We start from the raw sequence: 12937 nt of genomic DNA on the forward strand, positions 1-12937 counted from the left end.
TTTTTTTAAAAATATTTTCTCAGCGCTGTCGGGAGGCAATTCTCACCCAATAACGGGTCATATATCGGACCTCAACCGGTTGGGTGGTCGCAAGGAATCGCAGTGTCTTATCGGTATCGCCGAGGTGGTAAAGGCCGGAAACGCGGAGGCCGGCGATATCCTGGTCGCAAGAGATAACGCCACGGCGGTAACGAGCGATTTCAGCAGCTAAGTCGTCTAGGCGCGCATCGTTAGCAACAATCAGACCGTCAGCCCATTCGCTAATGCCAATCCCTGAGGCTTCAGCAAGGACTCCGCGGTCTTTATATAGCCACCAGGTTTGACCCGGTGCCACTCGAATTACGTCTCCACCGGTGGCCGGCGTCAGCTCGATAGCCCCCTCTTGCAGGCTCACTCTTGCTCTGTCGTCATCAAGACGAACAATGAAGCGCGTCCCGAGCGCCTGCAGCATTCCGAACTTAGTGGCTACCCAGAATGGGCGCTTAGGCTGGCCTTGGCTGGTGAAAGCCGCGTCCATGCCAGTAGAGACAAGGATTTCTCCACGATGAATGTGAATTTCACGGCGATGTTCCTCGAAAGCTACGCTGATGGCGGTATCCGTATTGAGGGTGACCGCCGTGCCATCGTCCAGATGAATGGTTCGAATCTCGCCGACCGAGGTAGATTCCGAAGCGATGAGCCGCTGCCATGGCGTCTCTCGGTTGATTACCCACGCCGTCGGTCCGACAACCGCGGTGAGTAATAGTAACTTCAGCGCCGTGCGTCGCGAGGCCCGGCTGCCCGTCCGTGACTTCTCCACGGCATCAAGGACGCCCTTTGCGACGCCAGTGGGAAGATTCTTGAAGTTGGCTTGAACGCTTGAAACGCGTTTCCATGCTGCCGCATTGGCCGGATCCGCTTGGAGCCAGCGTTCGAATGCTATCCGAGTATCGTCGTTAGGCTGGTTGAACTGTACTTTCAATGCCCAGTCGACGGCCTGCACCAATTTGTCTTCGGGAGAATGACTTAGAGGCGGCATGCTTACAGGGGGGGGGCGAGGGTACAGCAATGAAGTAGAGCCGACGAGATATAGCGCTCAACGGTGGCACGTGAGACGCCCATCCGTTCTGCAATCTGCGGGCAGGTCATACCTTCGAGCTGTGCCAAAAGGAAGGCTGTTCTGACTTTCGGCTTGAGGGAGTCAAGCATTCGGTCGATTTGAACCAGCGCTTCAAGAAGCATGAGGCGTGTCTCTGGTGGAGGGGCCATTGTTTCAGGCATAGAGGCCAGCGTTTCCAACCATGCTCGCTCAAGTTCTCGGCGTCTCCAATGCTCAACGACCAAGTTCTTGGCCACGGTGCTCAGATAGGCACGGGGCTCCTTGAACTCTTGCATCGGCCGATTCAAAAGACGAATGAAGACGTCATGTGCCATATCGGCTGCATCAAAAGAATCTCCCAGCATCCGGCACAGCCACCTGTGTAGCCAGTTGTGATGTTCCGTATATAGCGATTGGATTGATTGCTGGGGCACGATGGCTGAGGTCTGTATGGGACTATTTGCGCAGCATGTCCATATCAGTCGTTATAACAAATGAGAATCATTATATTTTATGGGGTGTCACGTCCTAGCGCAAGATTCTGGATAGTTAGCTGTTGCAATCTGGTCTTGATCTTGAGCAGTCTCAGAAATGGCGGCAATAGGCAGACAAAACTGCATAAAAATGAAAATCCGCACTTCTCCACGGATTTTTTGAGTAGTCAGTTTGGCTGTGTTGACTTGCACCGAGGAGGTACCAACTTTTGACCCAAGCCCATAATCTAGGCTAAGGGCGGGGAAATTACCCGACGTTTTAACCTACCTTTTTTCTCAATGAGGTGAGTGGAAGAATGGCGAGATAGATGTGCTCTCTCGTAATTTTTCGGCGCTAACAAATAAGAGCTCGCATCTCAAATGGGGATTCGTCCGTAGCCAATACGGTTCGAAAATGTATTTGACAAGAGACGGTGGAGTCGTCCTAGTCCAACGCACAATCATTACGCTAGCTAGATGAATTCGTGCTTAGACCGGCTGGCTTGTTAAGCGCCGTAGCGGCCACATCCTCCAAAAAGCCGGACCTCAAAAACGATGTTCAGGGATGCGAAAGAGATGAGAGAGAAATGAGGAGTCGCAGTCTAGTAGCCTTCGGAAGGCCAAAGGAAGACAACTCGATAGTGAGAGGGGCGCTCTTCTACGCCGGAGTCAACATGCTTCTGTAAGAATATGTTTAAGCACGTTCAAAAGCATCTTGTGATCAAGGATGTCGTTTATCTTGGGATTGCGCAGAGTACGCGCACTAAGCCCTTCTAATAAAGCGGCGACAATCTCACAACGGGATTTAACCTCCGGCAAGTTACTTCCCAGCAGGTCATAGAAAGCTTGTTGTACTTCCGCATCGTTTTGTTGAATCAGAGCTGCTACTTCGAGGTTTCGGCTGGATTCTGCCAAAATATCCAAGCCCAAGGATGCCTGATGCGGAGCCATGTATCTAGCGATACTCTTGGGAGTATGTTCCATGATTGCGGCGACGGGGTCTGCGGTTTTCTCTGCTTTGGCCGTCACGTCAGCAATAAGCTGACTCAACTCCGAATGTTCCCGGGCGACGATGCCTTCAATGATGCTCTCTTTGCTTTTAAAGTAGTGATATATGTGCCCAAGGCTCATGCCGGCTGCATTTGATATCTTGGCCATACTCGTTTGATGGAATCCCTCTTGGCGAAAACATTGCGCGGCAGCGTGAAGCACTTGCTCTTTGCGGCGTCGGGCGGTTGCGGTCTCATGTGTTTCGCTAGGATCTATGGGTTTCATAAAATTTCCACTGGCCAATTTCAGATGGTGTGTTTGCGCACTGCAACACAGGCCTGTCAAGTATAGCTTAGTTAGTTTGGTTATCCCTCTAAATATTTTAGGTTGGATGACCAAATTATTGGATTCGAGCGTTACAATTTGAAAAATAGGATGATTAACCTAATTCAAAAATAAAATAGGTTGTATATCCAAACTAATTAATTGATACCACTCCCACAATGAAAATGACTCCACAAAAGATGCCCCGAATTGCCGGCGTTGCAGTTGTGCTCGTGACATGCCTCCAGCTCGTAGCATGCAAAAAAGACTCTGCTTTGGCAGCGGCAAGCGCAGCTCCTGAGGTCGGTGTTCTCACGATTCAACCTCAAAAACTGCAGCTGGTCACTGAATTGCCAGGGCGCACATCACCGTTTCTGATCGCGGAAGTGCGACCGCAGGTGGGCGGCATACTGCTGAAACGCAGCTTCAAAGAGGGGGCGGAAGTTAAGGCTGGTCAGTCTTTGTATGAAATCGACCCCGCCCCTTACAAAGCCGTAATGTCGCGTGCGGAGGCAGCATTTCAATCAGCGCAATCATTGGCCAATCGCTACGAGCAGTTGATACAAACTCGGGCAATTAGTCAGCAGCAATTCGACGACGCGCGATCGCAGTATCTGCAGACCAAAGCCGCAATGGATACGGCTCGTATTGACCTGAATTACACAAAAATTGGAGCCCCGATCTCGGGGCGAATTGGTCGATCAACGGTGACGCAAGGTGCCTTGGTCACGGCGAACCAAGGAACAGCCTTGGCAACGATCCAGCAACTCAACCCAATATATGTCGACATCGTGCAGCCCTCTACTTCGTTGTTGCGGTTGCGTGAAGAACTTGCAAGCGGTCGTCTCAAAAGTGCTGCCGGAGGTGAGGCTGAAGTTCACCTGACGTTAGACGACGGTCGGCCATACCCACATCCAGGGAAATTGCAATTCTCGGAGGTTAGCGTGGATGAAAGTACAGGCGCCGTTACCCTACGTGCGGTATTCCCCAATCCCCAGGGACTTTTGCTTCCTGGGATGTTTGTTCGGGCTCAGTTGCAAGAAGGAGTACGTGACAACGCACTGTTAGTGCCCCAACGAGGAGTTACTCGCGATACTCAAGGGAACGCTGTGGCTATGGTGGTAGACGCCAAGAATTCTGTCCAGCAAAGGTCTTTAGTCACCGAGCGCAGCGTCGAGGGCCAGTGGCTGGTAAGTAGCGGAATTAAACCGGGCGACCGCGTCATTCTGGACGGTCTGCAACGTGTTCGTCCAGGCATCGAAGTGAAACCTGTACCAGCCAGCATCAATGAAAAACAGGCAGTCGCTATGGCTGCTAGCAAGTAAGGGAAGTCCATGTCCAGATTCTTCATTGACCGCCCAATCTTTGCTTGGGTGGTTGCTATTGTCATTATGTTGGTTGGCGGGTTGTCGATTTTCTCTCTGCCCGTCAATCAATATCCAAACGTGTCCCCACCAGCAATCGGGATCATCGCGACCTATCCTGGCGCGTCAGCACAAACGGTCCAAGACACCGTCACTCAGGTGATCGAGCAGCAATTAAACGGCTTGGATGGGCTTCGTTATATTCGCTCGGAAAGCAATACCGATGGCAGCGCAAATATCGTTGTCACATTCGAACAGAATGTCGATCCAGACGTTGCGCAGGTACAGGTACAAAATAAACTTGCGCTGGCAACTCCCATGTTGCCTCAAGCGGTACAGCAGCTGGGCCTTCGTGTCGTGAAGTGGAAGCTTAACTTCATGGTCGTTGCTGCGCTGGTATCCGAAGATGGACGCTTGGACAACTACGCATTAGGCGACCTGGTAGTCTCTCAATTGCAAGATCCGCTAACGCGGACTCCGGGCGTTGGCGACTTCATGGTTCTTGGTGCTCAGAACGCAATGCGTATTTGGGTGGACCCACTCAAACTCACCAACTACAAGCTCATGCCGGGCGACGTCGTGACTGCCATCCGAGAACAAAATGTCCAAGTTTCGGCGGGCCAGTTGGGTGGGCGGCCTAGCACAGATAAGGTTCAGCTGAACGCCACAGTGCTTGGAAAGACGTTATTGAAGACACCTGAGCAGTTCAAAGAAATTCTTCTTAAAGTGAATCCTGACGGTTCTCAGGTCCGCTTGAAGGATGTAGCTGATGTCGGTTTGGGCTCCGACAACTTCTCAATTAGTGCCATGTATGGGGGGCGCCCCAGCGCAGGCATTGCATTGCGCCTGGTGAGCGGTGGTAACACACTTGAAGCCGTTGACGCTGTTCGGGCAACGTTATTACGACTGGAGCCGACGCTACCAGCCGGAGTGAAGATCGTCTATCCGTATGACACAGCCCCTGTTGTAAGCGAATCGATCAAAGGCGTCGTTCACACATTGGGCGAGGCAGTCGTTCTGGTCTTCCTGATTATGTATCTTTTCTTGCAGAACATACGTGCAACGTTGATCCCCACGTTGGCTGTCCCGGTGGTTTTGCTGGGAACCTTCGGTGTGATGGCTGCATTTGGCTTTTCCATCAACATCCTGAGTATGTTCGGCCTAGTACTTGCAATCGGATTGTTGGTCGATGATGCAATCGTGGTGGTGGAAAACGTGGAGCGCCTCATGGTGGAAGAAGGTCTATCTCCGCTTGAAGCGACACGAAAATCCATGGATCAGATTTCAGGTGCTCTGGTCGGAATTGGTTTGGTTCTTTCGGCCGTCTTTATTCCTATGGCGTTCTTTGGCGGATCAACGGGGGTCATATATCGACAATTCTCGTTGACTATCGTCACTGCGATGGCGCTTTCCGTAATCGTTGCCTTGATATTCACTCCGGCTCTGTGTGCAACGATTCTGAAGCCGGTGCACGGGCATCAAGAAAAGAACGGATTTTTCGGATGGTTTAACAGAACCTTCGAGCGTAGCGCCACTCGTTATGAGCGCGGTGTGTCTCGTATTGTCGCTGGCCGTGGCCGTTACATGCTGGTCTTTGGCCTGATCGTCTGTGCACTTGCTGCGCTATATCCAATGATGCCGACCTCGTTTTTGCCAGGCGAAGACCAGGGATCCTTATTCCTGCAGGTCGAGCTCCCAAATAACAGCACTTCAGCTCAGACTGATCAAGTTCTCAAGGATATTTCTGAATATCTGGCGAAAGAAGAGGGCGATATGGTCGAGGCCGTTTTCGCCGCAAACGGTTTCAGTTTCTCTGGACGCGGTCAGAATTCCGGAATGGCTTTTGTTACGTTGAAACCATGGGAGGAGCGTAAGGGTACAGTCTTCGAGCTTCAGCAGCGTGTAATGAAGCACTTCAGCCAAATCAAGACAGCAAACGCTTTGGCATTCGCACCTCCGCCAATCTTGGAACTAGGAAATGCCACAGGCTTCAATTTGTTTCTTCAGGACTTCAGCGGAGAAGGACACGAGCATCTTATGGCCGCCCGGAAACAGTTCCTCACAGAAGCGGCGAAGGAACCTGCGCTTGCGTTGGTACGAGCAAACGGAAAAGACGATGAACCACAATACCAAATCATGATTGATGATGAGAAGGCCCGTGCTCATGGTGTGACGTTGGCGGATATCAACACGACTATGTCTGCAGCATGGGGATCCGCGTATGTGAATGACTTCATCGACCGTGATCGAGTAAAGCATGTCTACGTTCAGGGTGTGGCAGAGGCACGTATTACACCGGAGGATTTTAATAAATGGTATGTGCGTAACAAGAACGGTGACATGGTCTCGTTCGCCTCGTTCGCATCTGGAAAATGGACCTACGGTTCTCCAAAATTGGAGCGCTACAATGGCCTGCCGGCTATCGAGATTCTGGGGCAGCCTGCTGTTGGCTACAGTTCTGGGGACGCAATGAAGGCAGTGGATGAAATTGCTAAGAGACTCCCTGCTGGCGTTTCAGTTGCTTGGACTGGCCTCTCATTTGAAGAGCGGATGTCGGGTTCTCAAGCGCCGGCCCTTTATGGGCTTTCGATTATCGCAGTCTTTCTCTGTCTGGCAGCACTATACGAAAGTTGGTCAATCCCATTCTCAGTTCTTTTGGTGGTCCCGTTGGGAGTGATAGGCACGGTCGGTGCCACGTTACTTCGGGGCTTGGACAACGATGTGTTTTTCCAGATCGGACTTCTGACTACCGTTGGCTTGTGCGCTAAAAATGCCATTTTGATCGTGGAATTTGCAAAGGATCTGCATGAAAAAGGTGGGCGGACGTTAGTTCAATCAGCTATCGAAGCCTCACGACTTCGTTTGCGTCCAATCATCATGACCTCCTTGGCTTTTACTATGGGTGTTATTCCGTTGGCGATCTCAAGCGGCGCCAGCTCAGGGAGTAAGCATGCGATTGGTACTGGAGTTATCGGGGGGATGGTGACCGCGACCGTCTTGGCCATCTTCTTTATTCCTTTGTTCTATGTTGTGGTGTCATCGTTATTCAAAAAGAGAATTGCCACCGAAACCAAGATCTCGCATTCGGAGGCGTCACAATGAAAGCAAAAATCGCGCGCATTCTTGTGCCAACCCTGTTGAGTGCCTCCTTGAGCGGATGCTTCGGTACTTTGGCGCCGCACTACTATCAGCCCGCAAATCCGATTCCCATGCAATGGCCTGGGGGATCGGGGGCAGATTCGAGCAAATCTGAACTGGGCGGTGACATGACTTGGGAAAATCTTGTTGTCGACCAAAAACTACGCCAAGTCATCGACCTGGCGCTGGATCACAATCGAGATCTTCTCGTCGCAACTCTCAATATTAAGAAGGCAAGAGCTCTGTACCAGATTCAACGTGCAGATCTACTCCCCGGTCTTGGCGTTGACCTTGCTGGGAATTCAGGAAGGACGCCAGCGTCGATATCGACAACCGGCAGTGCATACACGAGCCACGCATATAGCGTCGGCTTGGGAATCCCTTCTTGGGAGATTGACTTGTTCGGGAGACTGCAAAGTCTGCGGGATCAAGCGTTACAGCAATACCTTTCTACCGAAGCACTGCAGCGTGGTGTAAAGATTGGTCTCATCGCTGAAGTCGTAAATTCCTATTTAACGCTTGCTGCGGATGCGGAGCGGATGAAGTTGGCGCAAGAGACGGAGCGTAGCCGGCAGGATACGTACGATCTGCAGCGAAAGCTGAATGAGCTGGGAAATGTGTCCGAATTAGAGTTGCGCCAAGCCCAGATAGAACTGGAGGCTGCACACGATACAGTGTTTGCACAGGAAAGCGCCGTTGCCATGAGTAGAAACGCGCTAGATCTTCTTCTCGGGACCCCGTTACCAGAGAATTTAAAGCCTAGTTCGTCATGGGACTCCGTATTTTCTTCGAAAGAGCTACCGCCTGGTTTGCCATCCGACCTCCTGCAACGCCGCCCTGACATTGTCGCTGCGGAGCACACTTTAGTCGCGGCACACGCCAGTATCGGGGCGGCGCGGGCTGCTTTTTTCCCAAGTATTAGCTTGACCGGTGGGATTGGTGTTGCGAGCAACTCTCTGTCGGACTTGTTTGACGGAGGAAATCGGACTTGGAGTTTCCAGCCACAGATTAGCATCCCAATTTTTTCTGGCGGACGGCTTCAAGGAAATCTTGATGCGGCGAAGGTGAGTAGAGAAATCGCCGTTGCAAATTATGACCATGCCATCCAAGTGGCGTTCAAAGAGGTCGCTGATGCGCTTGCAGTTCGCTCGCGCATAGCTTCGCGTATGTCGGCTCAAGAGCGTCGTGTCGAGGCGGCACAGGATGCTTATGTGCTCGTTAGAAGGCGATATAACAATGGCGTATCGAGTTATCTAGAGGTGTTAGACGCACAGCGAACATTGTTCACTGCGCAACAAAACTGGATATCAATTCGCCTCAGCCGTCAAACAAATACCATCACCCTGTATAAGGCGATGGGAGGAGATTGGCAGCAACAACAATATCCAGCGACGTCTAGCACCTTGAAAAAAGCTACCGCGTCCTCTTTCGAAAATTAAAAATTGGAGACTGTCATGCCCCACCTATTGAGAGACATAACGGTCTTCTTCGACCATAGCGAAGCGGGTCATCGAGTCTTGGAGAGTGCTACTCGATTTTCTGCCAATCAGAGCGCGCACCTAATTGGTGTTACGGCTATCGATCATTGGGGGGATTTTCCACAAGATGCTTTTTCGAGAGGAAAGGCAATCGTTGACGTTATCCGACATCAGCAGGAATTAGAAGCATCACGGCTAACTTTGATTAATGAATCCCTTGAGACTATGTCATCTCGATTTGGAGTGAGCACGGAATTCAGGGTGATACCGGCTGCGGAGGCCATTCAAGAGACTTCTCTACACGCGCTGTATAGCGACCTCTTGATTATAGGTCATCCCAATGCACCTGGAACTCCAGCATCTTGGTCGCTAGAGGATGTTTTGATGAGAGCAGGGGTACCTCTCATGATCGTTCCAGATGCCTGGCGTAAGGACCAAATTGGTCGAAGAATTACTGTGGCATGGAATGCCAGTCGTCAGTCTCGGCGAGCTCTAGCGGATTCGTTGCCCTTGCTCGTTTCTGCAGACGTGGTGCAATTGCTTATAGTCGATTCAGCCGATAAAGCCGACTTACATGGAGAGGAACCAGGCGCAGATATGGCCACTTACCTAGCTCGGCATGATGTGAAGGTTGAGCTAAAAAGAGTGCCATCAGATGGGCAACCTGTGGCCATGAAAATTGTGGAGCAGGCGCTGGATTTTGGATCAGATCTGCTTGTCTTTGGTGCTTATAGTAGGCCGAAAATCCGAGAGATGATGCTTGGAGGGGTTACCAAGACTCTCCTCTCAACTGTGCCTATGCCATTGTTTGTCTCTTATTGATGGCGGCCAGAGATTGACATGGCCAGACGGAAAAAAGAAGACGCGCTAGAAACACGCGAAAAAATATTGGACGCTGCGGAGTCATGTTTTTGCATGATGGGTGTTTCGGGGACAAGTTTGCAAGAGATTGCAACTAAGGCTGGATGTTCTCGAGGTGCTATTTCTTGGCACTTTAAAGAGCCAATCGAAATTCTGCGGGCGGTTCTGGAGAGGGGCCGGCTCCCATTGTTAGACGACCTTGCATTTGCTGCCACCCTTGAGCACCAGGTTCTTCCTGCATTCAGGGCAAGTCTCCGGAAGTCATTTTGGCTAATAAAGAATGATAAACATGTGCGGGCCGCGTTAGAAATTTTGGTCTTCCGTTGTGACTTCTCTGGAGGCGGGAAAGAGTTTTTGGAGGCTCATCGCCGTGAGCTGATGATGATGCGTTCGTTATTCTGTGATGTTTTGGAACGAGCGTCCTTTAGTAAAGAAATAAAACTGAAATGCCCGAGTTCTATCATTGCTTCACACATCACGTCTGCGCTTCTGGGAGCGATCAAAGCTCATTTCCTGGATCTTGGTGAGGTAGATCTGGAAACGAATGCTGTCGGTGCTATAGAGGCAATATTGATTGCGGAGTGTTGAGTTGCATCCAAAACTGACCCACTTTCCCCGGAAATTTGCATCCTAAGTTGACCCATGTTTAGACCACAATCCTGCTCATGACAGCGAGCGGGAGAACGGAGTGATAGACGTGGCCCTACTTGGAATTATTCGGCGCTGGTACATCCGCGATCGCATCTCGATCAGGGAAATCTCCCGCCGGCTGGACATCTCTCGGAACACGGTTCGTCGCTATATCCGATCCGGAGCGATCGAGCCTTCCTACCCCTCAAGGCATTCATCCAGTGCCCTGGATGAATTCGCGCCTCGACTTTCAGCCTGGCTCAGCGCCGAGGCGGTCAAATCGCGCAAGCAGAGACGAACCCTGAAACAGATGTTCCTGGACTTAAGGGAGCTGGGATATGAAGGGTCGTACGACCGCGTGGCAGCCTTCGGGAGGCAATGGAAGGTGGGTCAAATGGAGAGGGTCAATTCTGCGAGCAAATCAACATGCTGGACAGATCTTTAGCAATTCGAAGGTCATAGGCAGTCTGAAGATTTAGCCAGCCTTGTGCTTCGCTTCCAAAGTAACGTTCTAGCCGCAGCGCCATGTCTGCATTGATAGCCCGTTTTCCCTTAATGACCGCATCCAAGCGCCCGTAAGGCACATACAGCGCCATCGCTACGGTACGTACACTCATGTCTGCAGGCTTGATATAGTCTTCGAACAAGATCTCGCCAGGATGAACTGCACGCATTCCATTTTTGATCATGATGCGCTCCAATGAATGGGAGTCAGCTGCCTAGATCTACGTCACCTTCATGTTCAATTCAGCCCCATGGGCGGCTTGCCAGCTGAATTTTCTAAAGCAGTCACCCGTTCAAAATCAGAGCTGCCGAATTAACGCCCAACTAGCCTCATCTTCATTCAGGCAAAATCTTCAGCTGTCAGAGAAGACGAGCGTTCAAATTTTAGTTGACGCTTGTACAGCTGCTTTTTGTGAGCCTGTTTGTTCATCATCGTTTCGCTCAGTCGCAGAGGAGACGTATTTCCCGAAGTTTTCTTTCTGCCGCAATGGCGCGATCACGATATTCACTTGAAGCTTTCAGGAGTTTCGAGATCGACAGCCAGTAAGCCGCTCCCAAGTCACCTTCTTCAAGTTGCAATTGATTTAATTTCCTCAGAGCGATCGAGAGGTCGATATCGTCATTCATGTCCATGTGCCTTCTCCCGGATCATGTCGGCTGCATAAATATTGAGCGCGTTACTCTGCGCCAGCGGCAAGCACAATCATCGTACTACTCATCAAGGTTATCAACAGGCCTGCCCCCAATAGATGAGGAGAACAGAAAGCAATCGATTGCTTGCGAAGCTTAACTCCCTACGTTGAGCAGAGCTGGAAGTTGCTTTAATTTAGTTAATTTCTTTTTTGCAACATTAAATGGGGAGGCGTTCGAATTATATTTGGACTGCAGATCCAGATTTAAGAGAGTGTATGACGCCATTTCTAATGGAGTAAGTCTTTGATTTATTTGCACAGTTAATCCAAATACAGTTTTCTCTCACAGCAGCTGTGGTTGCGAATGGAGAGGCTTTCCATGACCGCATTATCCGGGCAACTCCCCCCAACGTGACATGCTCTGTTTGATGCGGTTCTCGGCCAAGGTACGCCGATAGACATGCATCTGGGATGGACAGCCCTGCTCCGATGCAACATAGGACGAAGCGTCCCCGTCAAACCATATTGGATTGGGGCAAATGGCTTGTCTCACACGACACGATCTCGCTGTTATACAAGTCCATTACGGGCGACAGATAGAGCTTCTCACTACCAACTGTGAACTCAGTCACGTCCGTTACCCATTTCTCTCCAAACCGCTCTGCCTTGGATTTCCGTTGAAGCAAGTTCGCCCCATGGACGTGCGCAGAGCCGCGATACGACCGGTCTTTCTTCGGCCTTATCAACGACTTCAAGCCCAATTGCGTCATCAGGCCCTAATCAGTTCGCTCGCCTGCTTGAGCGTATCCGTGAAGCAGCGGTAGCTATATCTGCCTTTGTGCCGCTCATATATTTTGCGGATACGCGACGTCACGGTCGGATACTTGTCGTCCGTCTCTTGCGACTTGATCTGGTAATAGAAGGTGCTGCGCGCCGATCCAGCAACGCTCAACAGAACAGACAACTTATGGTGTGGCCTCGCTTCCCGCGCGAGTTGCGCTGCTTTTGTGCAGCTGCTTGCGCTACCTGAATCAAGGCTCGACGCTTTTTTAGGTAATCATTCTCCGCACGCAGGTATTCGGTCGCATCAAGCAATTCCTCACGCGGGCGCGTGTTGTCTTTCTTTCTGGGCTTGAGGGGAATCTTGGGTTTCATCATCTTTGCGCGTCCTTTCGGCCTGGGCTGCAATCCAGCCAGACCGCGCTCATGATACTGGCGCTCACATCGACTGACTGTGCCGCAGTCTCGAAGTGCAAACATCGCCTCGACTTCGCGCTGCGCTTCTTGCGCAGCCGATTCAGGCCGCCATTGCGGTAGCTCTGGAGCCATCGTTGAATTATCCCTTGGCCCAACCCGTATTCCTTGCCCTGGCCGCCGGCACTAGCTCCTGCCAGATATTCCCTCACCACTTCTTGCTTGAACTTAATCTCGTACTTCGCCATAAAAAACACCCAAAGGGTGGATC

Annotated in this window: 13 protein-coding genes; 6 read left to right on the top strand and 7 right to left on the bottom strand. The window is 51.1% G+C overall.

Features of this window, described 5'->3' with window-relative positions; genetic code table 11:
• Window positions 1-19: 19 nt before the first annotated feature.
• The 3 genes from BGK68_RS12655 to BGK68_RS12665 form a co-directional block, all read right to left on the bottom strand.
• The gene (locus tag BGK68_RS12655; RefSeq protein WP_233149303.1) at window positions 20-982 is read right to left on the bottom strand and encodes a FecR domain-containing protein; all 963 of its coding nucleotides are present in this window, start codon (window positions 980-982) and stop codon (window positions 20-22) included.
• A 38-nt stretch (window positions 983-1020) separates the two neighbouring features.
• Window positions 1021-1515 carry a sigma-70 family RNA polymerase sigma factor gene (locus tag BGK68_RS12660; RefSeq protein ID WP_075257386.1) on the bottom strand — a complete coding sequence of 165 codons (495 nt, stop codon included), beginning with the start codon at window positions 1513-1515 and terminating at the stop codon, window positions 1021-1023.
• Between the two features lie 705 nt (window positions 1516-2220).
• Window positions 2221-2826, bottom strand: a complete 606-nt coding sequence (locus tag BGK68_RS12665) for a TetR/AcrR family transcriptional regulator (RefSeq protein WP_075257387.1) — start codon at window positions 2824-2826, stop codon at window positions 2221-2223.
• A 218-nt stretch (window positions 2827-3044) separates the two neighbouring features.
• Between BGK68_RS12665 and BGK68_RS12670 the strand changes: the two genes are divergently transcribed.
• From BGK68_RS12670 to BGK68_RS12695, 6 genes are all read left to right on the top strand, one after another.
• Window positions 3045-4190: an efflux RND transporter periplasmic adaptor subunit gene (locus BGK68_RS12670; protein WP_198937196.1), complete on the top strand. Its 1146-nt coding sequence runs from the start codon at window positions 3045-3047 to the stop codon at window positions 4188-4190.
• Between the two features lie 9 nt (window positions 4191-4199).
• On the top strand, window positions 4200-7331 hold the full coding sequence (locus tag BGK68_RS12675) for an efflux RND transporter permease subunit (RefSeq protein ID WP_075257389.1): 3132 nt from the start codon (window positions 4200-4202) through the stop codon (window positions 7329-7331).
• The gene (locus BGK68_RS12680; RefSeq protein WP_075257390.1) at window positions 7328-8806 is read left to right on the top strand and encodes an efflux transporter outer membrane subunit; all 1479 of its coding nucleotides are present in this window, start codon (window positions 7328-7330) and stop codon (window positions 8804-8806) included. The genes BGK68_RS12675 and BGK68_RS12680 overlap by 4 nt, the downstream gene beginning before the upstream one ends.
• A 15-nt stretch (window positions 8807-8821) precedes the next feature.
• A complete protein-coding gene (locus BGK68_RS12685; protein ID WP_075257391.1) occupies window positions 8822-9667 on the top strand; it encodes a universal stress protein in 846 nt (281 codons plus the stop codon).
• A gap of 18 nt (window positions 9668-9685) precedes the next feature.
• Window positions 9686-10294, top strand: a complete 609-nt coding sequence (locus BGK68_RS28320; RefSeq protein ID WP_075257392.1) for a TetR family transcriptional regulator — start codon at window positions 9686-9688, stop codon at window positions 10292-10294.
• A gap of 109 nt (window positions 10295-10403) precedes the next feature.
• On the top strand, window positions 10404-10781 hold the full coding sequence (locus tag BGK68_RS12695; protein WP_158035451.1) for a winged helix-turn-helix transcriptional regulator: 378 nt from the start codon (window positions 10404-10406) through the stop codon (window positions 10779-10781).
• Here the strand turns inward: BGK68_RS12695 and BGK68_RS12700 are convergent.
• The 4 genes from BGK68_RS12700 to BGK68_RS27200 form a co-directional block, all read right to left on the bottom strand.
• Window positions 10741-11025 carry a HigA family addiction module antitoxin gene (locus tag BGK68_RS12700; RefSeq protein ID WP_075257394.1) on the bottom strand — a complete coding sequence of 95 codons (285 nt, stop codon included), beginning with the start codon at window positions 11023-11025 and terminating at the stop codon, window positions 10741-10743. The two genes, BGK68_RS12695 and BGK68_RS12700, sit on opposite strands and share 41 nt — an antisense overlap.
• 256 nt (window positions 11026-11281) lie before the next feature.
• Window positions 11282-11473, bottom strand: a complete 192-nt coding sequence (locus tag BGK68_RS12705; RefSeq protein WP_075257395.1) for a hypothetical protein — start codon at window positions 11471-11473, stop codon at window positions 11282-11284.
• A 947-nt stretch (window positions 11474-12420) separates the two neighbouring features.
• Window positions 12421-12630: a hypothetical protein gene (locus tag BGK68_RS27195; protein WP_143433037.1), complete on the bottom strand. Its 210-nt coding sequence runs from the start codon at window positions 12628-12630 to the stop codon at window positions 12421-12423.
• The gene (locus BGK68_RS27200) at window positions 12627-12914 is read right to left on the bottom strand and encodes a helix-turn-helix domain-containing protein (RefSeq protein ID WP_083657801.1); all 288 of its coding nucleotides are present in this window, start codon (window positions 12912-12914) and stop codon (window positions 12627-12629) included. The genes BGK68_RS27195 and BGK68_RS27200 overlap by 4 nt, the downstream gene beginning before the upstream one ends.
• Between the last annotated feature and the right edge of the window lie 23 nt (window positions 12915-12937).

The organism is Herbaspirillum camelliae, assembly GCF_001929405.1.
Lineage (GTDB): Bacteria > Pseudomonadota > Gammaproteobacteria > Burkholderiales > Burkholderiaceae_D > Herbaspirillum > Herbaspirillum seropedicae.

Excerpts from the sequence above, each read along its gene's own strand:
- BGK68_RS27200 (WP_083657801.1), bottom strand. The coding sequence starts at position 12,914 with ATGGCGAAGTACGAGATTAAGTTCAAGCAAGAAGTGGTGAGGGAATAT.
- BGK68_RS12685 (WP_075257391.1), top strand. The coding sequence starts at position 8,822 with ATGCCCCACCTATTGAGAGACATAACGGTCTTCTTCGACCATAGCGAA.
- BGK68_RS12700 (WP_075257394.1), bottom strand. The coding sequence starts at position 11,025 with ATGATCAAAAATGGAATGCGTGCAGTTCATCCTGGCGAGATCTTGTTC.
- BGK68_RS27195 (WP_143433037.1), bottom strand. The coding sequence starts at position 12,630 with ATGATGAAACCCAAGATTCCCCTCAAGCCCAGAAAGAAAGACAACACG.
- BGK68_RS12670 (WP_198937196.1), top strand. The coding sequence starts at position 3,045 with ATGAAAATGACTCCACAAAAGATGCCCCGAATTGCCGGCGTTGCAGTT.
- BGK68_RS12665 (WP_075257387.1), bottom strand. The coding sequence starts at position 2,826 with ATGAAACCCATAGATCCTAGCGAAACACATGAGACCGCAACCGCCCGA.
- BGK68_RS12705 (WP_075257395.1), bottom strand. The coding sequence starts at position 11,473 with ATGGACATGAATGACGATATCGACCTCTCGATCGCTCTGAGGAAATTA.
- BGK68_RS12675 (WP_075257389.1), top strand. The coding sequence starts at position 4,200 with ATGTCCAGATTCTTCATTGACCGCCCAATCTTTGCTTGGGTGGTTGCT.
- BGK68_RS12680 (WP_075257390.1), top strand. The coding sequence starts at position 7,328 with ATGAAAGCAAAAATCGCGCGCATTCTTGTGCCAACCCTGTTGAGTGCC.
- BGK68_RS28320 (WP_075257392.1), top strand. The coding sequence starts at position 9,686 with ATGGCCAGACGGAAAAAAGAAGACGCGCTAGAAACACGCGAAAAAATA.